Raw genomic sequence first — 24,947 nt, forward strand, 5'->3', positions numbered from 1 at the left:
CGTCGATACCACAATCGTGTCAGTCATGCCTCCACCCTAACGGCACCCGGCACCCGCATGCGGGACGGAAGGGCGTCCCCCAGGCGGGCGCATGCCGGTCGGGGCGTGGGAATACGGCCGTGGATATGACTTGGCCCCTCGTCTTGAGGGGCCAAGTCATATCCGCCTCACCTGCGGCGAGGCTCACCGTGTCCGGCGGGTGATTGCGTCAGTCGTGCCTGCGGGTGGCGAGCGCGAGGATGCCCGCTCCGGCGAGGAGCATGCACGCCACGACGGCGACGAGGACCGAGGCGCCGGTGCGCGCGAGCTCGTGCTTCGGCTGGCCGGCGACCGCGCCGTCGTCGTGCTTCGGTGTGGCCGGGTTCGTCGGCTTGTTCGGTTCGCCCGGCTTGACGGAGGGGGCCTTCCAGCTGTTCACGAAGCTGATGATCGGCGGAACGCCGTTCTCGGATTCCAGCTCCTTGCCGTCGACGGTCGTGGTGACCGTGAAGCCGGTGTCGGACGTGTCGTCCTTCGTGACCGTGATGACCACCTTCCTCGGAGCACTGTCGTTGGTGTAGCCGGCCGCGGCGTCACCGGGGACGTGCGATTCGGCGATGTTGTACACGTAGGTGCCGGCGTTCTCCGGAGTGAACTTCAGGGTGAGGGGCTCCGCCAGGTTGACGGCACGGCCGGATTCGCTCTTGGGCGAGTCGTAGGTCCTGCCGGTGTCGATGTCGGCGGCGTCGAGGCCGAGCATCGTGGCGGCGGCCGTACGGTCGGCCTCGGGGATGGCGTTGCCCTGCGCGTCCGTGTCGGCGGGCTTGACGGTGAACTGGTAGTCGCCGTCGTTCATCGCCTTGCCGTTGAGCACGTTGGAGACCAGCAGCGTGTAGTCGGAGGAGAGCGCGGTGACGTCGAGGTTCGTCGTCACCTTGATGTCGGCCTCGTCGGTGTGGCGCTCCATGTAGAAGAAGTCGAAGCGGTAGGTCTTGCCGTCCTGCAGTCCGAGGGACTTCGCCTGCGCGTCGAGGTCGACATCCTTGCTGGCCGCCGTATGCGCGCCGCCGAGGTCGATGGCGAGCTTGTTGTTGACGAACAGGTACACGTCGTCGTCGCCGGTGAAGTCGAAGAACTGGCCGGCGCCTTGATGGTAGGTGAAGACGCCGTTGCTTTTCATGGCGTAGTGGTAGTTGTGCTGCTTCCTGACGTAGACGTTCCTGCCGTCCTTGACGACCGGCTTGCCGTTCTCGTCGCGGATGCCGATGTTGCCTTCGGTCATCTCACCGCCGTCGATGCCGTCCAGCGGGAAGAAGCCGAAGTTGCCGTCCGTCTCGCTCTTCGTCGCGGTCGGATCGTAGGCGACGCTGCCCGGGGCGTCCTTCGTCCCCGGCTGGTAGGTGACGTCGCCCTCGACACTCGTGTTCGCGGCGAAGGTGTACTTGTCGATCTGATGGCCATGCGCCGACTTGGACCCGTCATAGGCGAGGACCATCTTGTCGTAGCCGAAGTACGGCGTGCCGGCGTTGCCGGTGAACAGGTTGTTGAGCATGTAGTAGGCGTATGCCATCGGGCTCTGGAAGACGCCGATGCCGTTGTCCGTGCTGTCCGAGGAGAGGTCGATCTTCTTCTTGAGGTCCACGGAGGCGACGGCCTCCGCGTACGTCTGGGACTTCAGCGTGTTGTGCTTCGGCTTGATGGTGATGTTGCCCGCACGGTAGTGGAGGTCCTTGTCCTTGCCGGCGAGGATGAAGAGCGTCACGGCGCCGTTCGAGTCCTTCGGCACGGTGAGGTCGAAGGAGCTGATCTCGCCCGTGTCGTTTTTGGCGACCGGGTCGATCTGGTCGACCGTGTTGGCGCCCTTGTTCGCGTCGGTTTCCGGAACCGTGAGCGGGATCGTCGTGCCGGCGGCGTCGGTCGCCTTGATGCCGGCGTAGGCCGCCTGCACGAAGCCGCGCGCGTAGGAGACCGTGTAGGTCTCGCCGGGCGTGAGTCCGGTGATGGTGCGGGTCAGCGGCTTGACGGCCGTGCCGGCCATGCTCAGCACGCTGTCGCCGTCCTGGGACCACATCATCGTGCCGGTGACCTTGGAGGCCTTGCCTTCGGCGTACTCGGTGTCCTTGCCCGTGCCGGAGACGGTCCACTTGCCGAACTTCGTGTTGTCGGCGGCGTCCGGGTTGCCTGCGTAGAAGTAGTGCGTGCCGTCGCCGAGCATGCCGGTGTAGGCGGCGTCGGCGGCGTCATACGCGTTGTTGGCGCCCGCGGGGACGAGCTGGGCTCCGGCGATGCGCACGGTCTTCGCGTCGGCGGCGGGGGTCAGCGCGATTGTGATGGCCTTGGCGTCGCCGCTGTTGAAGTAGAAGTCCTGCCAGGCGCCGGCGTCCTTCGCGACGCTGTCGCGCGTGGTGCGCGCGGCGTCGGAGGGAGCGGCGTTGTACGCCGTGATGGCGTCGCTCTTGCCGTTCCTGATGGCGACGTTCATGTCGGCTGCGGTGGTGCCGCCGTTGTCGGCCCAGACGCTGAACTTGTATTCGGTGTTCGGGGTGACCGTGAACGCGCCGCTGGTGAGCGTGGAGGCCTTGCTGTAGCCGTAGACGCCGTTGCCGTTCTGCTCCCATAGCGTGGTGACGGACGGGGCGGTGCCGTCGGCGGCGGGGGTCATGCAGGTGTCGTCGACGATCGCGGAGCCGTCGCCGCAGCTCCACTTGCCGAACGCGCCGGCGACGCCGTCACCGGGGTCCGCCGGGTTGAGCACGGTGGACTTGGTGGCCGCCTTCGTCATGAACTGCGCGAGCAGGCGCTGGAACATGGTGCGCTGCGCGGGGTCGGACGGGATGTCGGATGCGTCCGCGCGTCCCAGTTCCGTGTCGATGCCCTTCGCGATCTGCTCGACGGCGGCCTTGTCGTACTGCGGCATGCCGTTCTTGCCGAGCGTGTCGGCGACGAGGCCGGTCCTCGCCGTGTCGTTCTTGCCGTTGTTGAGCGAGAGGTCGTCGGCGCCGGTGCCCGCGCCCATCGCGTATTCGAACAGCAGGTTGTCCTTGTCGTAGTCGATGAACTGAACCGGCAGGGTCAGCGTCTTGCCTTCGTCGACGGAAGCGCTGGAGGGGGTGGCGGACGCCGGTGCGATGCCGACCGCCATCAGTGTGGCCGAAGCGGCCGTGGCGCATATGGCGGCTCGGATGACGCGCGCCATGTGGTTCTTCTCCTGAGATGCCAAAAGTGGTCCTTTCCTGTGGGATTCGGAGGACCGGTCGGGGGGTGTCCCGTGCGGTGAATCCCTATTCGGGGGCTTTATTGCCCCTATCAGGGGCAGTGTATGTCCTGCAGGACGGCGGCGCGCGGAGTTATTTAAATAATGACAAGTTATTTACAAACAAATATTTTATTCAATAAAAACAGGTTGTTGGTCGAAATAGGGGGGTGTTCCTATGTTTTTGTCAATTCCGTAGGGGGTTGATGTGTCGGGTTTTGTTTGGTTGTCGTGGGCGTGCTTCGCCTTGCCGGTGGCGGCTGGTGTGTTCGTTCTTCGTGGTGTTCAGGCGGCGAGGGTCGGTTCCTGGTAGAGGGTGCCGTTCTTGAGCATGCTGTAGATGACATCGCAGCGGCGTCGGGCGAGGCAGATGACGGCGGCGTTGTGGTGTTTTCCTTGTTCGCGTTTGCGGTTGTAGTAGGCGATGGAGGGCGGGTGCTTGGTGGACGCGACGAACGCGGATTGCCATAATGCGTTCTTGAGCTGTTTGTTGCCGCCCCGGGCGGGGCGTTCGCCCTTGATGCTGGTGCCGGATTGGCTGGTGACGGGGGCGATGCCGGCGTACGCGGCGAGGTGGGCCGCGCTTTTGAAGCGGGTGACGTCGCCGCCTATGCCGAGGAGGATGTTGCTCGCGGTCCTGACGCCCACCCCGGGCATCGACGTCAGGACCCGGAGAAGAGGGTGGTCCTCCAGGAGCTTCTCGACCTGCGCGGCGAGGTCGCGCCGCCGGTCCTTGATGGTCTTGACGTCATGGGCGATCGCGGGGATGATGGTCTCGGCTGTGAGCGTGCCGGGCACGGTGACGGTCTGCTGGCCGATCGCCTTGAACATGTCGTCGATGATGGTCCCGGCGCGCAGCTTGTTGTCCTTGGCCCACGCCCTGACCTGGTCGATGCCGGCCTTGCTCATGCCTGTGGGGCCGCCGTAATGCTCGAGCAGGGCGAGGGTCGCGTCGTGGGCGATGCGGTCGCCCTTCAGGACGCGTTCGAACGCGGGGTGGGTCTGCAGGAGCAGGCTCCGCAGGCGGTTGATGTGGCGGGTGGATTCGTGGGCGAGGTCCTCGTCGTGGCCGGCGAGCAGCTTCAGGGCGGCGAGGGTCTCGTCGTCCGGGCCCGCGTCCCTGAGGCTCTCGGGGAGCCTGAGCGCGGCCCACGCGATCACGTGCGCGTCGCGCTGGTCGGTCTTCGCGGCCCCGGGAAGGAGCTGCGCGGTCCGGCGCATCGCCGTTCCGGGCAGGTACGCGGCCGTGACGCCCATGCTCCGGGCCACGGTCAGGGGCAGGGAGCCGATGGTGTTGGGCTGGTCGACGACCAGCAGCACGCGGCCGTGTTCGCGGAGGCGTTCCAGCATCGTGCGGATGGCCTGCTCGTCCTGTTTCAGCGGCCTGTCGTACAGGGTGTTCCCGTCGCGGTCGAGGGCGCACGCGTGGTGCGCGCTCTTGCCGACGTCCAGGCCGACCCACACGTCGATGTCGTCCGGTCCCATCATCGTTCCTCCCGTCATTGAGGATGTTCCGTCGGCCGCCGCGACTCTCGGTTGGCGAGTGAGTCCGGGCGCCCGCGCCGCACCCACATTACGGAGAGACCTGGGCCATGCGCCCCTACGCGTCCATGCGGCCGGCCTGGTTCCTATCAGCGGTCATCGGATGCCCCCGCTCCCGGCGACAACACCCCCCGGATCATCAACGACAGGGCGAGACAGTCATACCGGAACCGGCGACCCGGCCCCGACCACCGGGACCTACCAAACATGGTAATGGGCACAACGAAGGCGCCCGAACCCCGTGGAGGGGATTCGAGCGCCTTCATCATGCGCTCCGTTGGAGGAGGCTGGGTGATGTCACTCGGATGTCACTCGGCGAGAGCCTTGTCGACCACCTCGGTGGCTTCGGCGAGGACCTTGTCGAGGGCCTCGGGGCTCTCGAAGGACTCGGCGTACACCTTGTAGATGTTCTCGGTGCCGGAGGGGCGGGCCGCGAACCAGTTGTCCTTGGTGGTGACCTTGAGGCCGCCGATCTTGGCGTGGTTGCCCGGCGCCTCGGTGAGCTTGGCGGTGATGTCCTCGCCCGCGAGCTGCGTGGCGGTGACATCGTCGCCGGTGAGCTTGGCGAACTTCTGCTTCTGCTCGAGCGTGGTGGGCGTGTCGACGCGCTTGTACCAGGACTCGCCGAAGCGGGCCACCTGGTCCTTGTGCAGCTCGGCCGGGTTCTTGCCGGTCTTCGCGGTGATCTCCGCGGCGAGCAGGTCGGGGATGAGGCCGTCCTTGTCGGTGGTCCACACGCGGCCGTCACGGCGCAGGAAGCTCATGCCGGAGCTCTCCTCGCCGCCGAACGCGACCTCGCCCTTGAACAGCGGGTCGACGAACCACTTGAAGCCGACCGGCACCTCGATGACCTTCGCGTCGATGGACGCGGCGACACGGTCGATGAGGGAGGAGGAGACGAGAGTCTTGCCCACGGCGGCGCCTTCCGGCCAGCCGGGACGGTTGCCGCCGAACAGGTACTCCACGCACACGGCGATGTAGTGGTTCGGGTTCATCACACCCCAGTCCGGGCAGACGATGCCGTGGCGGTCGGCGTCCGGGTCGGTGCCGCCGACGAGGTCGTACTTGTCCCACGCGCCGGCGTTGAGCTGGTCCACGAGGCCCTTCATCGCGTACGGAGAGCTCGGGTCCATGCGGATCTTGCCGTCGTGGTCGATGGTCATGAAGCGCCAGGTCGGGTCGACCTCGGGGCGCACCACGCCGATGTTCAGGCCGTACTTCTCGTTGATGAGCGGCCAGTAGTTGACGGATGCGCCGCCGAGCGGGTCGATGCCGAGGCGCACGCCGGAGTTGCGGATCACGTCGAAGTCGATGACGTTCTCCAGGTCGGACACGTAGTGCTCGCGGAAGTCGAAGCCCTCGACGTACTCGGACTTGATGGCCTCCTCGTAGGGCACGCGCTTGACGTTCTTGTAGTCGCCGAGCAGCTCGTTGGCACGGGCGGCGATGGCGTTGGTCACGTCGGCCGGGGCGGGGCCGCCGGTGACGGGATCGTACTTGAAGCCGCCGTCGGTGGGCGGGTTGTGGGACGGGGTGACGACGATGCCGTCGGCCAGGCCTTCGCCGGTGAAGCGCTGGGTGCCGTCGGCGGCGCGGTTGTGGGTGAGGATTGCCTGGGAGACGACCGGCGTGGGCACGAAGTCGTCGCGGGAGTCGATGCGCACGTGCACGCCGTTGGCGACGAGGACCTCGATGGCGGTCTTCTTGGCCGGGCCGGAGAGCGCGTGGGTGTCGGAGCCGAGGTACAGCGGGCCGGTGACGCCGGCCTGCTTGCGGTATTCGGCGATGGCCTGGGAGATGGCGACGATATGGGCCTCGTTGAACGAGGTCTTCAGGGACGATCCGCGGTGGCCGGAGGTGCCGAAGATGACACGCTGCTCCGGGACGGACGGGTCGGGGACGAGGTCGTAGTACTTGCCGATGACCTCATCGACGTTGATCAGATCTGCTGGGGTGGCGGGCTGGCCCGCATTGTTAGCTACCATGCTCCCATTGTACGGCCGGACGCGTGCGCAACACGTAACATTTTGTGCTTAATTGTTCTGAAATGTGAGTGAATTGTCGGTGACGCTTCCGGGACATGGCGTGTCGTTCGCTGGGCGTCCGCCGAGAGCGTTCCGAGGGTCCGCCGAACGGACCATGAAACATGCCGTGACATTTCCCTCCCTATGCTCTCCCTCGGGAAGGAGTCCCGTCCGTCGCTTCCCATGCCTCCAGGCATGCTTCGGACGGGCGGAAGCAGAGGAAGGACATCGGGAATGACATTCTCGAACCATGCACGCAGGGCCGTCGCGGCCCTTGCGGGCGTCGCCGCCATGGCCGCCATGGCCGTCGCGCCGCTCGCGGCCAGCGCGGCCGACACGACGCCGTCGGCGAACGGATCGCAGGCGGCCGTCACGCCGAAGGACGACGTGAAGGCGTCCATCAAGGGGGGGTGACCTTCGTCGGTTCCATCACCGGTAAGAAGGTCGACGGCACCGCCTACAAGGATGCGATCAAGTACACCGTCAAGCAGACCAACAACACCACCGACAAGACGATCGTCGGCTCGTCGTTCCCGTTCATCGGATCCAACGACGCCGACGGCACGGTCACGTTCCGCGGTTCGGTGGACCCCGACTATCTGGGCCTGAGCTTCCAGCCCGGCTACCTCCACGGCAAGCAGTCCGTGGACTTCGACTACACGGTGACCCAGGAACCCCTGTTCCCGTCCAAGCTCACCGACGTCACCCTCGACAAGGACGCCAACAAGACGTTCACGCTGACCCTCAAGGACAATCAGGACGGCACGATGAGCGTGTGGAGCGGCAGCGACAAGCTGGCCCTCTGGACGCTCGGAACGAAGCACGACCCTCTCCTCGGTGACCGCACCGTGTGGGTCCCCACCGCCCCCAGCAAGAGCCTGTTCTCCTTCACCAACACGGTGAAGGAGACGCCGATCGCGCCGAAGCATGACGCGAAGGCGTCCATCAAGGGCGGCGTCACGTTCACCGGAGCCGCCTCCGGCAAGGCCATGGACGGCTCCGCCTACGCGGGCGCGCTCAAGTACACCGTCACGCAGGTCGGCGACACGGCCGACAAGACCATCGTCAGCCCGTCGTTCCCGTTCACCGGCTCCAACGAGGCCGACGGCACCGTCTCGTTCCGCGGCGTGGTGGGAGACAAGGACTATCTGGCGATGAGCTTCCAGCCCGGCTATCTGGACGGCGCCGCGTCCAGGGACTTCACGTACCAGGTGACCCAGGAGGCCCTGTACCCGAACAAGCTCGCCGGCGTCACGCTCGACAAGCAGGCCACCAAGACGTTCACGCTGACCCTCAAGGACAACCAGGATGGCACGATGAGCGTGTGGAGCGGCGACGAGCAGCTCGCCACCTGGAAGCTCGAGACCACGTCCGGCCCCTTCGGCTCCAGCAGCAAGTGGGTCTCCGTCGCCCCGAGCAAGAGCCTGTTCACCTTCGACAACACGGTGGACGCCGCGCCCGTGACCGCCGCGCCCGCGGCCTCCGTAAGCCTGTCCGGCCGCGCCGCCAAGGCCGGAGAGTTCGCCTTCGCGCTCAAGTCGGCCGACGCCGATGGCGTCGCCACCGCGTCGGACGCCACGGACGGTTCCGATGACGTCGTCGCCACCGCGACGAACGCCGCCGACGGCACCGTCGCGTTCGACCCGCTGACGTTCACCGAACCCGGCGTCCACACGTACACGCTCACGCAGGTCAAGGGCGACGCCGAAGGCGTCACCTACGACGACACCGTCTACACGGTCACCGTCACCGTGACCGGCAACGACAACAACACGCTGACCGCCGCCGTCGCCTACGAGAAGGACGGCGAGCCCGTGGACGCCGCCACGTTCGCGAACACCTACCAGGCCCCGACCAAGCCGGGCGAGCAGGGTAAGCCGGGCGAATCCGACAAGCCCGCCGCCCCGAACGCCGGCAAGCCGGGCGCCAAGGCCGCGCCGCGCGCCGCCGCGCTCTCCCGCACCGGCGCGTCCGTGCTCGCCATCGCGGCGCTCGCCTCCGCGTGCATCATCGCCGCCGGCAGCATGCTCGCCGCGCGCCGTCGCAGCTGAACCGGCCGGGCCGGCCGAACCGACCGAACCGGACGTGACGTCGTGACGTCCCCGCGGAACCTGTGACGGGGCCGCGGGGACGACGGCGTCGCAAACCCATGCAGGAGCCGTCCGCAGGGAAATCGATTTCCCTACGGACGGCTCCGTCGTTCCCGGGGAGAACGGCGGAACGCCGGCGCGTCGCGCGAAAAACGTTGGAACGAAGCCGTTTTGGGGGGTTGTTTAGAAAACGTTTGCTGATTGAATGGCGACGTGTTACACTGACGGACGTCAGTTTCCTTAGCAGGGTTGCTACTCAAGATTTCGAGGCAAGACCTGGGGCGTGAGCCGAGCCACAAGCATATTCGCTTGCGACCTCACAGGCTTAGCCCCGGGTCTTTCTTGTTATCTCGGGTCGATGACGATCACGCAAGGTAACTACTTCACTGGAGAACAACAGGAATGGAGAATTTGATGTCGCATCAGGACGATGTCAAGGCGATCATCACCGCCGTCGGTGGTGCCGCCAATGTCAAGTCGTTGACGCACTGCGCCACCCGACTGCGTTTCGAACTCAAGGACGGGGGCAAGGTCGACCAGGCCTCCCTCGACTCCAACAAGGTCGTGCTGGGCGGCGTGCCGCAGTCCGGCGACCGCTACCAGGTCGTCATCGGCGGCCAGGTCGCGTCCGTGTACGACGAGATCATGCACCTGCCGGAGATGTCGGGCCTCGGCGCCGGCACCGTGCCGGACGACGACGGCGAGATGAGCAACGCGGACCTCAAGGCCGCGGAACGCAAGAAGGGCATCCGTGGCAAGGTCGCCTGGCTCGACAACTTCTTCGAGTACCTGGCCGACTCCTTCCGCCCGATCCTGGGCGTGCTGCTCGGCGCCTCCATCATCATCGCCCTGGTGAACCTCTTCATCTCCCTCGGCGTGATCCCGAACGACACCGCCACCACTGGCCTCGTGTTCATCCAGGCCATCTGGAAGGGCGTGTTCTACTTCCTGCCCATCATGGTCGCCTACAACGCGGCCAAGAAGCTCAAGGTCGACCCGTGGCTGGGCGGCTCCATCATGGCCATGCTCCTGACCCCGCAGTTCATGACCACCCTGCAGGACACCAAGCAGTGGGGGGACGCCGTCAAGTGCGTCGAGGTGATGGGCAGCAAGCAGTGCACCACCACCGTGTTCGGCCTGCCGATGCAGATGTCCGACTACTCCGGCAACGTGTTCGTGCCGCTGCTCATGGCCGCCGTGCTTGCCCTCGTGTACCACGGGCTCAAGAAGATCATCCCCGAAAGCGTCCAGCTCGTCTTCCTGCCGTTCTTCTCGATGATCATCGTTGGCGCCCTGACCGCCTTCATCATCGGCCCGATCGGCGTCTGGGCCGGCAACGGCGTCGGCGTCGGCCTGTCCTGGATGAACTCGCACGCGCCGTTCATCTTCGCCATCGCCATCCCGCTGCTCTACCCGTTCCTCGTGCCACTGGGTCTGCACTGGCCGCTCAACGCCCTCATGCTCATGAACATCCAGACGCTCGGCTACGACTTCATCCAGGGCCCGATGGGTACGTGGAACTTCGCCTGCTTCGGCGCCACCGCCGGTGTGCTCTTCCTCTCCATCCGTGACAAGGACGACCAGATGCGCCAGACCTCCATCGGCGCCCTCGCCGCCGGCCTCCTCGGTGGCGTCTCCGAGCCGTCCCTCTACGGCATCCACCTGCGCTACAAGCTCATCTACTCCCGCATGCTGGTCGGCTGTGGCGTCGGCGGTGTCGTGATCGCCGTCCTCGGCTGGCTGTTCCCGTCCTCCGCCGGCGTGCACGGCGTGACCACTACCACGTTCGCCTTCACCTCCCTGCTCACCATCCCGGTCTTCGATCAGATGTGGGTCTACGCGGTGTCCATCGCGGCCGCCTTCCTGACCTCGATGTTCCTCATCATCACCTTCGACTACCGCACCCCGGAGCAGAAGGCCGAAGTGAAGGCCCGCGCCGCCGCCGCTGCCAAGGCCAAGAACGGCGAGTCCGCCGCTCCGGCCGTCGAGACCGCTCCGGCCCCGGCCGCCACGCCTGCCGCCGCTGCCGCTCCGGCCGAGACCGCCGCCCCGACCACCTCCGTGCTCGCCCCGGTCGACGGCCACGTCATCACCCTCGATGAGACCGGCGATCCGGTCTTCGCCTCCCGCGCCCTCGGCGAAGGCGTCGGCGTCCAGCCGGCGGCCTCCGAGGTCAAGGCCCCGGTCTCCGGTGAGCTGCAGACCGTCGCCGAGACCGGCCACGCCTTCGGCCTCAAGACCGACGACGGCGTCGAAGTGCTCGTGCACGTCGGCATCGACACGGTCAAGCTGAACGGTGACGGCTTTGCCGTGGCCGTCGCCAAGGGCCAGCACGTCAACGCCGGCGACACGCTGGTGACCGTTGATTTTGATAAGGTCAAGGCAGCCGGATACAGCACCACCACCGTGATGACGGTCCTCAACACCGCCGCGCTCAAGTCGGTCACCCCGAAGACGGGCGTGGACGTCAAGGCGGGCGACGAGGTCATCGCCATCGAGAAGTGATCTGGTAGCGACCAGACAGTGATCAGTTCCGGCGCGCCGGTTCCCGGTCCGGCCCCACGAGGGCGGGCTTCGGGAGCCGGCGCGCCGGCTGTTCACCGGCAAAGGAAGGGACATCATGGAGATTCTGCGCGTCTTCAACAACAACGTCGTCCTGGCGAAGGACGGGAGACGCGAAGTCATCCTCACCGGCCGGGGGCTCGGCTTCAAAGCCAAGCCGGGCATGCCCGTCGACGAGGCCAAGGTCGTGCGCGTGTTCGTGCCCGCCGACGGCCGCGACCCGGACCACATGGCCCAGCTGCTGGGTGACATTCCCCCCGAGATCATCAAGCTCGTCGCCGATGCGATGGATGAGATCGGGCTCGGCGGCGAGGCCGCGCAGACCCCGACCCTCGTCATGGCGCTCGCCGACCACGTCTGCGGTGCGCTGCGACGCGCCAAGAACGGCATCCCCGCGATTCCCTACCCCCTCACCGAGGAGGTGCGCTCGCTCTACGAGCGCGAATACCTGCAGGGCAAGGCGCTGCTCGAAGCCCTGAATCGCCGGTTGGACGATACGCTTCCGGCCAGCGAATCCGTGGCGTTTGCACTGCATCTCGTCAACGCCGGATTCTCCACCGGCGACCTGTCCCACACGTACGCGATGACCGGCGTCATCCAACAGCTGCTCGCCGTCATCGAAAGCGCCTACGACATGACGCTCGACGAGCACTCCGTGAACGTCGGACGCTTCATCACACATCTGCGCTACCTCTTCGTGCGCATCCACCAGCACAGCCAGCTCGAACGTGAGCCCGACGCCATCGTCGAATCGATCACGCAGTCCTATCCGAAGGCGTCCAGCTGCGCCCGGCGCATCGCCGCGCTCATCGAGCTGCGTCTCGACACCACGCTCACCAAGGACGAAGTCGCCTACCTCACCCTCCACGTGGCGCGCGTCACCGCCTCCTGAGCCGGAGTCCGGAAGGAAGGCGGAGACGCCGCACGACATCGAAACGGCCGCCCGCGGAAACCGCGGGCGGCCGTCGTCGTATCGGGGCCTAGGTGCGAATCGAACGTCGCAAGGAATTGGACGTCGCAAGGAACCGGGCGTCAGGCGACCACCGGAATCGTACCGGTGGCGGACAGATCCGGCCTCACCTCGGGCACACGCACGATGAGCGCCTCACGCTCCACATCGAAACGGATGTGCCGCGTGGCGGGCAGCATGTCGCCATCCACCTGCGCCGGCGCGCTCTTCTCCAGCATGAGCTCCGCGCTCACACCCTGCACCTGGTCGATGGTGGAGTTCGTGGACAGCGGATTCTGCTCCGCCTTGCCGGTGATGGTCTGATGCACCACGTCGCCGAACAGGTTCGCCCAACCCAGGATGCCGCCGGTCGTGTCGATGATCTCGAAATCCAGCAGGCCGTCGTTGTACGAGGCGTTCGGCATGAGCGAGAACACGGGGATCTGCCCGCAGTTGCCCGCCATGAACGTGCGGAACACCAGATCTCGCCTGGAATGCACGCCGCCGTCCGCGCTGCGGATCGTCACGTCCGCACGGTACTTCGGGGCGAACAGGTTCTTCACGCCGCCCACGAAATAGGCGAGCCAGCTGATGTTCTTCTTGAGCTGCGGGTCCGTGTCGTCGATCATCGCCGCGTCGAAACCCACGCCCGCGATGATGAGGAACGCATGGCCATGGTCCTCCTCCGGATGGTCGAGCAGCGTGAGACGTCCCATGTCCACGCGGCGCGAGCCGTGCGACGTGGCCACGGTGAGCGCCGCGTCGATGTCGTCCACCGGAATGCCCATGTTGCGGGCGAACAGGTTGCCGGTGCCGATCGGCACGATGCCCAACGCATGCCCGGTGCCGGAGACCGCGCTCGCCACGGTGCGCACGGTGCCGTCGCCGCCGACGGCCACCACCACGTCCGCGCCGTGCCTCAACGCCTCGAGCGCGCACGCGCGGCCGTCCTTGTCGAGCTGCGTGTCGATGAACTCGACCTCGGTGAGGCCCTTCGCCTCGCAGAACCGTTCGATGCGCCGGCGGCGCTCCTCGGCCTGCGGCTTCGAGGGGTTCACGATGAACGCGTAATGCACCTGGTCGTCGTTGCGTTTCACCAGCTTCTCGGCGAGCCGTTGACGGCGGTGGGCGCGGACGGCGAACGCTGCCGCGACGATGACGGCGACGACGCCGAGGACTACTGCGAAAATGATGGCGCTGGTGGGCATAACCTTTATTCTGCTCATAATGCGCTAGGAATCCCGCATCGCCACGTCGAAATTCGACGATTCCTGCACGTGGGTGCGGGTTGGTGTTGGTGTGGTGGTGGTGCTGGGAGGTGTGGATGCGGACCGGGAGGTGTGCCGGCATCGGTGCCGATCGATGCTGCTCGGCGGCGGTCGCACTGTCTGCGTCGGATGCGTGCCACGGCTGGCATGGAACCGATGTTGAGCGGCTGTAGGCGTCGGATGCGTGCCATGGTTGGCACGGATGCGCCAGCTGAGTAGCCGTCTGCGTCGGATGTGTGCCATCCTTGGCATGGTGGCGATGCTGAAAGGACTGTAGGCGTCGGATGCGTGCCACGGCTGGCATGGAACCGATGTCGAGTAGCTGTTCGCGTCGGATGCGTGCCATGGTTGGCATGGAACCGATGTCGAGTAGCTGTTCGCGTCGGATGCGTGCCATGGTTGGCATGGAACCGATGTTGGGCGACTGGTTGCGTCGGATGCGTGCTGCGGCTGGCACGGGTGCGACGCGACTGCGGGCCCGCGCGTCCGGGTGGGACGGCCGCCCCGCGTGTCGGCTTGCGGCGGTAGGCTTGGCCGCATGCTTGATATTCAATTCATTCGTGAACACGCCGATATCGTCAAGGAATCCCAGCGCAAGCGCGGCGAGTCCGTCGAACTCGTCGACGAGGTGCTGCGCTCCGACGAGGCGCGTCGCTCCTCCCTCAAGGAGTTCGAGGCCGCCCGCGCCCAGCAGAAGGAGATCGGCAAGAAGGTCGCCGCCGCCCCGGCGGACGAGAAGGCCAAGCTGATCGCCGAGACCAAGGAGCTGGCCGCCAAGGTCGCCGAATACAAGTCCGCCGCGGACGCCGCCTCCGAGGAATACACCACCGCCATGTGGAAGCTGTCCAACATCGTCGAGCCGGAGGCGCCGGAAGGCGGCGAGGACGATTACGTCGTCGTCAAGAAGGTCGGCCAGATCCGCGACTTCGCGGCCGAAGGCTTCGAGCCGAAGGACCACCTCACCCTCGGCACCGAGGTGGCCGGCATCGACATGCGCCGCGGCGTCAAGGTCGGCGGCTCCCGCTTCTACTTCCTGCGCGGCGCCGTCGCCCGCATGCAGATCGCGATGCTCACCATGGCCGTCGACCAGGCCGAGCAGCACGGCTTCGTGCTCGCCATCACCCCGACGCTCGTCCGCCCCGAGGTCATGCGCGGCACCGGCTTCCTCAACTCCCACGCCGACGAGATCTACCGTCTGCGCGAGCCCGACGACCAGTACCTCGTCGGCACCTCCGAAGTGGCGCTCGCCGGCATGCACGAGAACGAGATCCTCGACCTCGGCAACGGCCCGCTGCGCTACTGCGGCTGGAGCTCCTGCTACCGCCGCGAGGCGGGCGCCGCCGGAAAGGACACCTCCGGCATCATCCGTGTCCACCAGTTCGACAAGGTGGAGATGTTCGTCTACGCCAAGCAGGAGGACTCCTACGCGGAGCACCAGCACCTGCTCGAGATGGAGCAGGAGATGCTCGCCAAGGTCGAAGTGCCGTACCGCATCATCGACACCGCCGCCGGCGACCTCGGCTCCTCCGCCGCCCGCAAGTTCGACTGCGAGGCCTGGGTGCCCACCCAGGGCCGCTACCGCGAGCTCACCTCCACCTCGAACTGCACCGAATACCAGGCTCGCCGCCTGAACATCCGCGAACGCACCGAGGACGGCTCTACCCGCCCGGTTTCCACGCTGAACGGCACGCTCGCCACCACCCGCTGGCTTGTCGCGATCCTCGAGAACCACCAGCAGAAGGACGGCTCCATCGAGATCCCGAAGGCCATGCGTCCGTACATGGGCGGCAAGGAGGTCATCGAGCCGACGAAGTGGGAGGCGTGACGTCCGTCACGCCTGCTGTGTTCCGCGACGCGCACGACGCTATCGCTGTGCGCTGCTACGAAGAGTCCACTGGACTCTTCGTCAAGTGGGAGGCGTGACGTCCGTCACGCCGACCGGGGCGTTCTCCGTCCCATCTGTATAATGGAACGTCGTGCGCGAAGCCGAAACGGCCCGCGCGCGCCACGGACAGATGTCTGAGCGGTCTAAAGAGACGGTCTTGAAAACCGTTGGAGCGCAAGCTCCCGCGAGTTCGAATCTCGCTCTGTCCGCCTCATGCGAAGGCCCCGACCATTGCGGTCGGGGCCTTCGTCGTATCCGGCGGTTCCGGTCGTATCCGGCGATTCACACGATGCGACGGATTCACACGATGCGCCGGTCCGCCGCCCATCGGGTGAGCTCGGTGCGGTTGGACAGCTGCAGCTTGCGCAGCACCGAACTCATGTGCGTCTCCACGGTCTTGATGGAGATGAACAGCTCCGCGGCGACCTCCTTGTACGTGTAGCCGCGCGCGATGAGCCGCATCACCTCCTGCTCGCGGTTCGAGAGGCGGTCGAGCTCCTCGTCGTGCGCCGGGCGTCCGTCAGGCCCGAACCCGAATGACGTCCCCGACGTGCCGGGCGCGCCGGCGAAGCCCGCCCGTCCCAGGACGCCATCCGCGCCCGCATCGCCGCCGGCCGGGCCGCCCTGGAACACGGACAGCACGAATCCGGCCAGTTTCGGCGAGAACACCGCGTAGCCCTCATGTACCTGACGGATGGAGGAGACGAGGTCGTCGCCGGTGATGGTCTTGGTGACGTAGCCGCGCGCGCCGGCGCGGATCACGGATCCCACGTCCTGCGGCGAATCCGAGACGGACAGCGCGAGGAACGCGGAGGCGGGGGAGAGGGGATGCGATTTCAGCAGAATCTCCGCGCCGCCGCCGCCTTCGCCGCCGGGCACGTGCACGTCGAGCAGCACGACGTCCGGTTTGGTGGCGGCGATCATCGCGATCGACCCCTCCACGTCGGCGCCCTGCCCGACGATCGTGAAGTACGGCGAGAGCGTGGCGATGACGCCCGCGCGGAACATCTCATGGTCGTCGACCACCGCCAGGCGGATGCGCTTGTCGTTCGCGGTCCCCTCGCTCTGTCCTGCCGTCTGCCCGGTCGATCCTGCCGACTTGGCCGTCGCGCCTCCGTTCGCCTGTCCGGTCGCCTGTCCTGCCGTCCGCCCGTCCATCGGTGCTCCTTCCTCTCCGTTCGTTTCGTTCGTTTCGTGCGTTTCGTTCGTTCCCGTCGTTCCGTCCGTATCCGGCCGCTTCGACCGACCGCTTCGACCGTTCACGCCGACCGCTTCGGTTCCGCCGCGCCCGTCGCCTTCGTCGAGCCCGCCGCGCCCGCCGACGCCGCCGGCCCGCCGGCCTCGGCGGCGATCGGCATGTGCATGCGCACTTCGGTGCCCCATCCCGGTCTCGACACGATCTCCACTGTACCGCCGCGCCGCCGTATGCGCCCGATGATCGATTCGCGGATGCCGAGCCGGTCCGGCGGGATCGCGTCCACGTCGAATCCTGGGCCGTGGTCGCGCACGAACACCTCCACCAGCGTGGGGCCGGCCTCGCAGTACACGGAGATCGGTTCCGCGCCGTGCGTGGCCGCGTTGACGAGCGTCTGGTTGGTGGCGTCGAGCAGCGCGTCGGTGGCGGCGGAGGGGCGTGCGTCGCCCACGGTCACCACGTCGATGGGTTTGCCGTGCGTGTCCTCCACCTGCGCGGCGATGGCCTTCAGCCCGGCACCGACCGACCGGTCCGTGGTGGCGCGCTCCTGATACAGCCATGAGCGCAGCTCCCGCTCCTGGCTGCGGGCCAGCGTGAACACGGTGTCCGGTTCGGTGCTGTGCAGCTGGATGAGCGCGAGCGTCTGCAGGACACCGTCATGCAGGTGCGCGGTCATGTCGGCGCGTTCCTCCTCGCGTTCCTTCATGGCCCGTTCGGCGGTGACTTGACGGATCATCGAGTTCGCCCAGGGGAGGATGGCGAGCACCACGCAGGCGAGCAGGAGGAATCCGGCGACGATGATGCGTTTCGAATACGAGAGCATCCCCGAGTACATCACGTCAGTCACGAACGCCACGTAGGCGAGGAAGATGAGGATGAGGCCGAGGATCATGGTGGGCAGCTGTCCGGTGCGCGCGTCGAACCGCGACCATGCGGCGAGCAGCCCCGATACGGCCAGCAGCGTGGGCACGATGAGCGCGCCGTGGTGCGTCAGCCCCAGCGACAGTCCGAGGACGAGCAGCAGGAGCCCGGCCGCCGCGGCCAGTGCCGGCTTGGGTGCGTGGCGCAGCGCTTCGAGCAGGTTCTCCGTCGTGCCGGACATGGCTTCCGCGGCCGATTCCGCGCGTGTGCGTCCGGTGGTCATGTCCCGGTTGCCGTGCGCAAGCGGCGCTTCGGCCGCGTGCGCGGCCTGCGTGTGCGCCGCGGCCGCGGCGGCCGGGTCCCCGGCGGGCGTGAACATCCATAGGAACAGGTAGGCGACGATGCCGCCGCCCCAGATGAGCGTGGCGGCGACGAACGCGAGCCGCACCCACGCCACGTTCACGCCCAGGTGAAGGGCGATGCCCCGGCAGACGCCGGCGAGCACGCGTCCGCGTTTCGGGCGCATCAGCGGCAGGCGCGCCGGTCTCATGGGGGGAAGCGGCGCGGACGTTCCCCGCGGCGGCGCCCATGCGCCCGCGTTCGGCTGGTTTCCGGTCTGGGTCATGGTTCCATTGTGCCCGGCATGGGGGAGACTTCCAGGGTCATCAGCCCGGGTTCAGGGAAGAATCAGGGTGTTCCCGGACGGCCGTGCAGGCGTTCCGCTGCTGTAATGGGAAGCATGAACGATAACGATACGACGCTTCGGAAGCGTTTCTTCTCCTGGATCCGCGCCACCGGCGTGATGCGCGGCGACGACCGTTGGATCGGCGGCGTGTGCTCCGGCTTCGCGGCCCGCCTGGGCTGGAGCCCCACGTTGGTGCGTGCGCTGGTCCTCGCCCTCACGTTCCTGTTCGGGTTCGGCGCGGCCCTGTACGCGTTCGGCTGGCTGTTCCTGCCCGATGCGCGCGACGGCCGCATCCTCGCCGAGGGGCTGCTCGCCGGACAGTGGGATTGGAACTGTCTGGGCGCGTTCGTCTTCATGGCGGTCGCGCTCGTCATCCCCGGCGCCGGCTGGGTGGCGTTCGTCGCCGCCGGCGTGGCCCTGTGGGCGATCTGCCAGAGCGGCATGAGGCAGCGTCACGGGTACGGGTTCGCGGCGCAGCGTCCGGCCGGCGGCGCGTACGCCGCGCCGGGACAGGCCCCGCAGGGCGCGCCGTCCCCGGCTTCCGGCCCGTGGGCCGCACCCCAGGGCGCCCCGGTCCGGCCGACTTCCGGTCCGGTCCCGCAGGGTCCGGCGGCTCCGACCATGCCCGCCCCGACGGGTGCTCCCGTGACGCCCGGTCCGACGATGCCGATGGGCGCCCCGGTCCCGCCCATGCGTCCGGCCGGCCCCGTTGCGCCTCCGGCCCCGGTGCCGCCCGCGCCGCACAGGCCCCGCACCGCCCGGCGCAAGCCCGCCGGCCCGATGCTCGTGCTGCTGGTGCTGGGACTGACGATGATCTCCGGCGCCGGACTCTACCTGTACCTGCATGAACGGTACGGTTCGCCTTCGGTCACCACCGCGGTGACGGCCGCGATGGTCTGGATCGGCGCGGTGTGCGTGGCGATGGGCCTGCTGCTCGTGGTCCTCGGCGTCATGGGCCGGCGTTCCGGCGGCCTCGTCCCGCTGGCGCTCATCGCCGGGTTCGTCGCCGTGTGCATGATGATCGCCACCGGGTCCATGTCCTATGCGCAATACGAGGCGGAGCACAACCGCATGGGCTTCGTCGCCGTGGGATTGGGCACCGGCGGAAGCCCATTGTCCGAGAACGCCGATGGTACGATCAGCCTCCAGGGGCCCGTCACCGGAAGCCTGGACGGCGATGCCGCCTACGCCCCCTCGTCCTCCGACCAGACCTATCTGGACCCGGACATCAACTACTGGGTCTCGGATTCCAGCCCGAAGAACTTCGCGCTGCTGCAGAAGGGCATGTACTTCCAAGGCATGGACGAATCAAAATCGGTCGCCAACATCGACCTGAGCGAGTACGCGCGCTGGAATTACGGCGGCGCACAGGTGAACACGTACCGGAAGGGCTGCCCGGCCGGACAGATCAACCTGGCCGTCTCCAATGCCACGGTGGTCGTCACCCTGCCCGACGCCTGCCCCTACACGTTCGGCAAGGACGGGTTGGAACTGTACACCGGTGACGTGCTCGGCGGCGCGAACACCGTGGTCCTCAACAACATGGTGACCAGCTGGGGGGTTCCAGGGGCCGACTACGACTATAACGACTACGCGGACGGCACCCACCAGGACAACTACGACTGGCAGACCAACGGCATCGACGACGACTCGTCCTTCCAGATCAACTTCGCCTCCGGCAGCGCCGGCCGCGTGGTGGTCCGGTACGCCTCGGAAAGCGTCCTGCCCAGCTACGTCGACTACGCCGACCGGCTGTCGTCCAACGACTGGGGCGACCGGTTCTCGCTCGGCGCCGTCACCAAGCGGCACGTGGCCATCCAGCAGGGCGAACAGAAGGACGACGGCGCCGAACACGCCGAATCGGACGCCGACGGCGCCGCGGGCGGCAACGGCAAGACGACGGACAAGGGCCGCTCGTACGACGGCACGGCGGACGGCACGAAGGAGAACGACGATGAGTGACATGCAACGCAACGATCCCGCATCCCTGCAGGACATCGTGGACACGCAGATCCTCGAACAGACGGCGACGGCGTCCGGCGCTCGCGCCGAGGCGGAGACGCAGGCCATGGCCCCGGTGACCGCACCGGCGGTGCGGCCCGACGCCGCCACCGAGACGATGGATCCCGTCGCCGCGCCGGTCGCGTCCGAGACGACGGCCGATGTGCCGCACGAGACGACGCCCGACACGGTCGGGGAGACACAGTCCGGTCCGGCGACGCCGTTCGCTCCGGCGGGCCCGGCTGCCGACCCGATGACGCAGCCGGTGGCGAATCTCGCCGCCGGATTCCAGCCCCTGGCGACGTTCCCGGCTCCGGCGGCGCCGCCGGTGTGGACCGCCCAAGGCGTGCAGGCCGCGCCCGCGCCCGTACTTGCCGCGCCCATCGCATCCGCCCCGGCACCGGTCGCCCCCGCGGCGCCGCTGCCGCCGCAAGGCCCTGCACGGCCCGCGGCCCCGGGCTATGCCCTGCCGACCCCGGATCCGGCGCCCGAACCCGAACCGCAGCGGCCCACCGGCCCCAGCGTGCCCACCATCCTGCTGGGCGGCGTCGGCATCCTGCTCGGCGGGTTCGGTATCCTCTTCGGTCTGCGCTTCTCCCAACTGCCCGCCATCTTCACCTCCATCGACCCGCAGATGACCATCGCGGTGTCCTGCGCCGTCATCGGCGTGCTGCTCATCGTCATCGGCATCGGCTGGTCGATCGGCTCCGCGGTCTCCAAACGTCGTCGCATCAAGGCGGCGGAACCGGACGCGGAAGGCATGACGGAACCTGATGCGGGGACGCCGGAGGACGGGCCGGAAACGCACGACGGCTCCCCGGAGTAGAACGGAAACGGAGGCGGCGGCCGGACGGCCCGGCCGACGGCAGCCATGGAGGAACCCGCACACAGGGCGTGTGCGGACGGGAAAGAGGCATGACATGATGGCGACGGCGAAACGGATGCTGGCATTCGGATGCGCCGTCGCCATCCTGTTCGCCGCATGCTGCACGCTCGGCCTGCTCATGATGCCGCGGTGGAGCGCCGAACCCTACCGCGACCACATCACGATCGCATCCGCGGACACCGCCATCGCGCCACGGGACGCGCATATCGCGCACCAAGGCGCCTACGCCACCCGCGAACGGCACATCACCATCCACCTGGAGGACGGCGAAGGCGACGTGCCCGCCATCCTGCGTGAACCCGTCGGCGTGGACGGGGCGCATCCCGCATGCCTGTTCATCCACGGCTCCGGCACCGGCACGGCCGAGGACTTCGGCGACATCGCCAACGCCATGAGCTCCGCCGGCATCATCACCCTCGTCCCCGCCAAACGCACCGACGGCTACACGCCCGCACACCGCGACTACGCGCGCTTCGCCCGCGACTACGGCACCGCCCTCGACCTGCTGCGCGCCATGCCCGGCGTGGACGCCGCGCGCACCGGCGTCTACGCCGAATCCGAAGGCACATGGATCGCCACGCTCATGACCTCCGAACGACGGGACATCGCCTTCGCCATCCTCACCTCCGCGCCCGTATACACCGGACGCGAACAGATGGCCATGGCCGTCAGCGCCTCCATCCACGCCGCCGGCGCACCCACGGCGGTCGTCAGGGACGCCGCCAAGCTCATGTCCATGGACTACGCGCCGTTCGACTTCCGCTACGCCGACTTCGACGCCGACGCCGTCCGCGGCTCGCTCACCATGCCCCTGCTTGTCAACTACGGCACCTACGACACCGCCATGCCCATCGAACAGGGCGCGCGCACGCTCGTCGACACCGCCGCGCGGCATGGCAACCGCAACGTCACCGTCCGCTACTACGCGGCCAACCATCAGCTGCGCGCCGGCAAAGGCCTGTTCACGCAAGGGCTGCCGCTCGCCGAGGGCTATACGCGCGACCTCGCCGATTGGGTCAACGGCGTGGCCGCCGGCACGGATGCGGACGGATGGGCCACGCCCCGGATCGCCGGCGCCACGCCACGGCAACGGGTAGCGGCGCCGCGCCACGGCACCGCATCCGGCATCATCGGTTCGCTCGCCATGCTCGTGGGCCTCATCGTCGCGGCCGTGCTGTGCTTCGTCGTGGCGGGCGCAGGGGGAACGATGTTCCTCGTGTTCGAGATGGTCCGACGCCGTCGGCTCGCCATGGCCGCCGCGGACGGCATGGGCACTGGGCGCGAACGGTTCCCGGCGCTCGGAAGGCGGGGTCGCACCGTCGCCCCCTGGCCCGGCACCGGGCGCGAGTCCGCCCGCATGATGGGCTATCCGCACGGGCTGAAGGCGCTGCTCGTCGCGGGCGCGCTGACGTCGCTGGGCGTCATGCTCGCGCTCGGCGGATACCTGTCCTACGTGGGGGTCGCCGCCCTGCACGAACAGCGGGACCCGCAGGGCATGACATGGGGGTTCACTGCGTTGCGCGGCGGCGCCGCGGTGGTGCTGCTGCTGACGGCGTGGCTCATCGTCCGGCTGTGGCGCGCATGGCGCGTACGTCGCGCGGCCGTCGACCATGGGCTGTATCCGACGGGCCGCCGCGTCCGCTCCTCGTGGATGTTCGGCCGCTGGCATTGGGTGATGGCGCTGCTGGTGCTTGCAGGCATGCTGCTCACCCTCACGGTCCTCGCGTTCTGGGGGTTGTTCACGGCGTGATCGTGACTGTGGCCGTGACGCGCCGCGCGGTTTGCGTCGGCCGTTCTACACCTGCGCCGCCTCCGCCTCGTCGAGGTCCGCGAACCCGCCGATCTCCACGGTGCGGCGGATCGTCTCCTCGGTGAGGTTGCGTCCGGCCGCGGCGAACGCGTCGACCATGCGCGCGTAGCGGTCGAGCGTGGTCTCGGAATACGTGCCGAGCTCGCCGCGCAGATACGTCTCGAACGACGTGGCCTCGGACGTGTCCTCCGCGGTGGTGAGCACGCGCATGGCCCGTCCCAGCTTCGGCCAGCGGGCGCGGAAGTCGCGCGCCCACGCCACCTGCACGGCGATGATGCGCTCCTGGCGTGCGACGCGGCCCTCGGACAGGCGCGGGATGAACGGTTCGATGTTGCGCGCGTACTCGTCCGGCGCGGTCGAGGCCATCATGCGCCCGTACTTCTCGGTGACGAGATTGCGGCCGGTCCGGTCCGCCTCGTCGAGGTCATGTTCGTACGATTCCAGCAGCGGCCGGTCCCACGTGAGGAACTGGGAGAGGCGCATCTGGTGGAACACCGGCCAGTTGCCCTGGCATGCGGCGCGTCCGCCTTCGTTGTTCGTGCGTTGGAACTGGTCCCATTCGAGACGCACGATGCGTTCGCGCAACGCGTCGATATCGGTGGATTCGGTCATGGGGATGCTCCTTACAGACTGTGCAGACAGGGGGCGTCAGAGACGATATGCTCCTCGACGTACGGCCGCTGCCATTCGAGGAACGTCTCGTCCGAGCGGGTGAGCCCCTCGCGGGCGAGCTCCTTGACGATCGCACGTGCCACGGCCTCTACCTGCGCGGCGATCTCGGACGCCGCCGGCGCGGACCCCTTGCCGCCCTCGCCGAAACCGGCGCCGCCGAAGCAGGCGGCGGACGACAGGCGCATCACCGTCTCCAACCGCGCGCACACGTCGGACAACAGGGCGAACGGCCTGGCGGAGAGCCGCCGCAGCGCGGCGAACCGCCACTTGTAGTACGGCAGGTAGCCCACGACCATCGGACGGTTGACGAGGAACACGAGCGAGGCGGCCGCGTCGACGAACTCGTGGACCGCCATCCAGGCGGCCGCGCCATCGCCGCGCTCCAACGAACGCGGCAGATTGTACTGACCGGCCTGAGCAATCATGCCGAGACGCCGCGAGACGAGGGCGAGCCGCACGTCCTCGGGCATGTCCTTGAACCCCTGACGGGTCTGCGAGAACCGGCCGGACCGGTCCATGAACACCTCGCCGTTCGTGGCGGCGGCCAAGGTGGCCTCGTCCAGCATGAGCCACTCGTGGGGCGTGTCCTGCGCGGGCGCCTGACGGTATCCGGTCAGGGCCTCGAAGAAGTCACCGATGCGGAAGACGCCGTCGCGGCGGAACGCGCCCTGCGCGCGCGGTGTCAGCGGGGAGACGGCGGTGACGGTGCTGTCGCCGATGTTGGTGGCCGTGTCGCCGGCGATGGCGGCAGCGTGTGAAACATCCTGTGAAACGGATTCGGAGGCTTGTGAAACGTTCCGTGAAACATCGCCGGCGGGAGTGGCGACGGTAGTGGCGGGGTCGGCGACGTGAGCGGCCGCGCGCGTGAACCCGCGGAAATCGCGGGGCAGCGCATCGTAATCGGCCTGCAGACGCTCGCCGAAGGCCGCGTAATCCTCGTCGGACAGCCACAGGCAGAACCGCGGACCGAAATCATGGTCACGCGAAAGCGCGTCGTCGAAGCCATAGCATTCCGAACCATGCCCCACCAAGCCGACGGCGATACGGTCCACCGCCTCGGGATACCGCGCCTCGACCATCGGCCGGCCCACCTCGTCCCAATACGCGCGCGCCAGCGCGAGACCGGTCACGTCAGGGCGGGCGGAAGCCGTCGCAGGGCGGACGGCAGGGCGGGAGGAAGCGGGGGAGGGGGATGCAGCCGGACCGGCGGACGCATCGGCCGGGGTGGACGACGCCGCGGGTGCCTCACCGGACGTACCGGCCGCATCGGCGTCCGGGCTCGCGG

Annotated in this window: 16 protein-coding genes and 1 tRNA gene; 9 read left to right on the forward strand and 8 right to left on the reverse strand. The window is 67.8% G+C overall.

What is annotated here, in order from left to right:
- Nucleotides 1-208: 208 nt before the first annotated feature.
- The 3 genes from KIH78_RS06770 to pgm form a co-directional block, all read right to left on the reverse strand.
- Nucleotides 209-3,199, reverse strand: a complete 2,991-nt coding sequence (locus tag KIH78_RS06770) for a fibro-slime domain-containing protein (RefSeq protein ID WP_214314134.1) — start codon at nucleotides 3,197-3,199, stop codon at nucleotides 209-211.
- 318 nt (nucleotides 3,200-3,517) lie between these two features.
- Complete coding sequence (locus KIH78_RS06775) at nucleotides 3,518-4,720, reverse strand: IS110 family RNA-guided transposase (RefSeq protein WP_219131757.1); 1,203 nt, start codon at nucleotides 4,718-4,720, stop codon at nucleotides 3,518-3,520.
- Nucleotides 4,721-5,082: 362 nt separating this feature from the next.
- Nucleotides 5,083-6,759 (reverse strand): phosphoglucomutase (alpha-D-glucose-1,6-bisphosphate-dependent), encoded by a 1,677-nt coding sequence (gene pgm, locus KIH78_RS06780; RefSeq protein WP_219131743.1) that lies wholly within the window; start codon nucleotides 6,757-6,759, stop codon nucleotides 5,083-5,085.
- Nucleotides 6,760-7,032: 273 nt separating this feature from the next.
- Here pgm and KIH78_RS06785 point away from each other — a divergent pair, with 273 nt between their 5' ends.
- The 4 genes from KIH78_RS06785 (at nucleotide 7,033) to KIH78_RS06800 (ending at nucleotide 12,342) form a co-directional block, all read left to right on the forward strand.
- Entirely contained in the window at nucleotides 7,033-7,212 is a 180-nt protein-coding gene (locus KIH78_RS06785; RefSeq protein WP_219131744.1) for a hypothetical protein, read from the forward strand.
- Nucleotides 7,209-8,849, forward strand: a complete 1,641-nt coding sequence (locus tag KIH78_RS10810; protein ID WP_338024126.1) for a Spy0128 family protein — start codon at nucleotides 7,209-7,211, stop codon at nucleotides 8,847-8,849. Before KIH78_RS06785 ends, KIH78_RS10810 begins: the two co-directional genes overlap by 4 nt.
- A gap of 453 nt (nucleotides 8,850-9,302) precedes the next feature.
- Nucleotides 9,303-11,393 carry a glucose PTS transporter subunit IIA gene (locus KIH78_RS06795; RefSeq protein ID WP_214314142.1) on the forward strand — a complete coding sequence of 697 codons (2,091 nt, stop codon included), beginning with the start codon at nucleotides 9,303-9,305 and terminating at the stop codon, nucleotides 11,391-11,393.
- 115 nt (nucleotides 11,394-11,508) lie between these two features.
- Complete coding sequence (locus KIH78_RS06800) at nucleotides 11,509-12,342, forward strand: PRD domain-containing protein (RefSeq protein ID WP_214314150.1); 834 nt, start codon at nucleotides 11,509-11,511, stop codon at nucleotides 12,340-12,342.
- 140 nt (nucleotides 12,343-12,482) lie between these two features.
- Here the strand turns inward: KIH78_RS06800 and KIH78_RS06805 are convergent, their stop codons facing one another.
- Nucleotides 12,483-13,607, reverse strand: coding sequence for a diacylglycerol/lipid kinase family protein (locus KIH78_RS06805; RefSeq protein ID WP_214314152.1), 1,125 nt, complete (start codon nucleotides 13,605-13,607; stop codon nucleotides 12,483-12,485).
- A gap of 598 nt (nucleotides 13,608-14,205) precedes the next feature.
- Here KIH78_RS06805 and serS point away from each other — a divergent pair.
- Both serS and KIH78_RS06815 read left to right on the forward strand, forming a co-directional pair.
- A complete protein-coding gene (gene serS / locus KIH78_RS06810; protein WP_214314154.1) occupies nucleotides 14,206-15,492 on the forward strand; it encodes a serine--tRNA ligase in 1,287 nt (428 codons plus the stop codon).
- Nucleotides 15,493-15,676: 184 nt separating this feature from the next.
- A tRNA-Ser gene (locus KIH78_RS06815) sits at nucleotides 15,677-15,761 on the forward strand.
- A 91-nt stretch (nucleotides 15,762-15,852) separates the two neighbouring features.
- Here KIH78_RS06815 and KIH78_RS06820 read toward each other — a convergent pair.
- The gene (locus KIH78_RS06820) at nucleotides 15,853-16,560 is read right to left on the reverse strand and encodes a LuxR C-terminal-related transcriptional regulator (RefSeq protein ID WP_236034486.1); all 708 of its coding nucleotides are present in this window, start codon (nucleotides 16,558-16,560) and stop codon (nucleotides 15,853-15,855) included.
- Nucleotides 16,561-16,811: 251 nt separating this feature from the next.
- A complete protein-coding gene (locus KIH78_RS06825) occupies nucleotides 16,812-18,233 on the reverse strand; it encodes an ATP-binding protein (protein WP_219131746.1) in 1,422 nt (473 codons plus the stop codon).
- Between the two features lie 114 nt (nucleotides 18,234-18,347).
- Between KIH78_RS06825 and KIH78_RS10760 the strand changes: the two genes are divergently transcribed.
- From KIH78_RS10760 to KIH78_RS06840, 3 genes are all read left to right on the forward strand, one after another.
- Complete coding sequence (locus KIH78_RS10760; RefSeq protein ID WP_219131747.1) at nucleotides 18,348-20,255, forward strand: PspC domain-containing protein; 1,908 nt, start codon at nucleotides 18,348-18,350, stop codon at nucleotides 20,253-20,255.
- Nucleotides 20,248-21,120 carry a hypothetical protein gene (locus KIH78_RS06835; RefSeq protein WP_219131748.1) on the forward strand — a complete coding sequence of 291 codons (873 nt, stop codon included), beginning with the start codon at nucleotides 20,248-20,250 and terminating at the stop codon, nucleotides 21,118-21,120. The genes KIH78_RS10760 and KIH78_RS06835 overlap by 8 nt, the downstream gene beginning before the upstream one ends.
- 115 nt (nucleotides 21,121-21,235) lie before the next feature.
- Nucleotides 21,236-22,930, forward strand: coding sequence for an alpha/beta hydrolase family protein (locus tag KIH78_RS06840; RefSeq protein WP_236034479.1), 1,695 nt, complete (start codon nucleotides 21,236-21,238; stop codon nucleotides 22,928-22,930).
- 45 nt (nucleotides 22,931-22,975) lie between these two features.
- Here KIH78_RS06840 and KIH78_RS06845 read toward each other — a convergent pair whose 3' ends face one another.
- Both KIH78_RS06845 and KIH78_RS06850 read right to left on the reverse strand, forming a co-directional pair.
- Complete coding sequence (locus tag KIH78_RS06845) at nucleotides 22,976-23,602, reverse strand: DUF4125 family protein (RefSeq protein WP_219131750.1); 627 nt, start codon at nucleotides 23,600-23,602, stop codon at nucleotides 22,976-22,978.
- A gap of 11 nt (nucleotides 23,603-23,613) precedes the next feature.
- Nucleotides 23,614-24,947, reverse strand: a 1,334-nt coding sequence (locus KIH78_RS06850; RefSeq protein WP_219131751.1) for a DUF4037 domain-containing protein, incomplete at its 5' end; no start/stop codon positions are given.

It is taken from the genome of Bifidobacterium saguinibicoloris, assembly GCF_019331725.1.
Taxonomy (GTDB): Bacteria; Actinomycetota; Actinomycetes; order Actinomycetales; family Bifidobacteriaceae; genus Bifidobacterium; species Bifidobacterium saguinibicoloris.

Excerpts from the sequence above, each read along its gene's own strand:
- pgm (WP_219131743.1), bottom strand. The coding sequence starts at position 6,759 with ATGGTAGCTAACAATGCGGGCCAGCCCGCCACCCCAGCAGATCTGATC.
- serS (WP_214314154.1), top strand. The coding sequence starts at position 14,206 with ATGCTTGATATTCAATTCATTCGTGAACACGCCGATATCGTCAAGGAA.
- KIH78_RS06800 (WP_214314150.1), top strand. The coding sequence starts at position 11,509 with ATGGAGATTCTGCGCGTCTTCAACAACAACGTCGTCCTGGCGAAGGAC.
- KIH78_RS06820 (WP_236034486.1), bottom strand. The coding sequence starts at position 16,560 with ATGTTCCGCGCGGGCGTCATCGCCACGCTCTCGCCGTACTTCACGATC.
- KIH78_RS06845 (WP_219131750.1), bottom strand. The coding sequence starts at position 23,602 with ATGACCGAATCCACCGATATCGACGCGTTGCGCGAACGCATCGTGCGT.
- KIH78_RS06835 (WP_219131748.1), top strand. The coding sequence starts at position 20,248 with ATGAGTGACATGCAACGCAACGATCCCGCATCCCTGCAGGACATCGTG.
- KIH78_RS06840 (WP_236034479.1), top strand. The coding sequence starts at position 21,236 with ATGCTGGCATTCGGATGCGCCGTCGCCATCCTGTTCGCCGCATGCTGC.
- KIH78_RS06775 (WP_219131757.1), bottom strand. The coding sequence starts at position 4,720 with ATGATGGGACCGGACGACATCGACGTGTGGGTCGGCCTGGACGTCGGC.
- KIH78_RS06805 (WP_214314152.1), bottom strand. The coding sequence starts at position 13,607 with ATGCCCACCAGCGCCATCATTTTCGCAGTAGTCCTCGGCGTCGTCGCC.
- KIH78_RS06795 (WP_214314142.1), top strand. The coding sequence starts at position 9,303 with ATGTCGCATCAGGACGATGTCAAGGCGATCATCACCGCCGTCGGTGGT.
- KIH78_RS10760 (WP_219131747.1), top strand. The coding sequence starts at position 18,348 with ATGAACGATAACGATACGACGCTTCGGAAGCGTTTCTTCTCCTGGATC.
- KIH78_RS06785 (WP_219131744.1), top strand. The coding sequence starts at position 7,033 with ATGACATTCTCGAACCATGCACGCAGGGCCGTCGCGGCCCTTGCGGGC.
- KIH78_RS06825 (WP_219131746.1), bottom strand. The coding sequence starts at position 18,233 with ATGACCCAGACCGGAAACCAGCCGAACGCGGGCGCATGGGCGCCGCCG.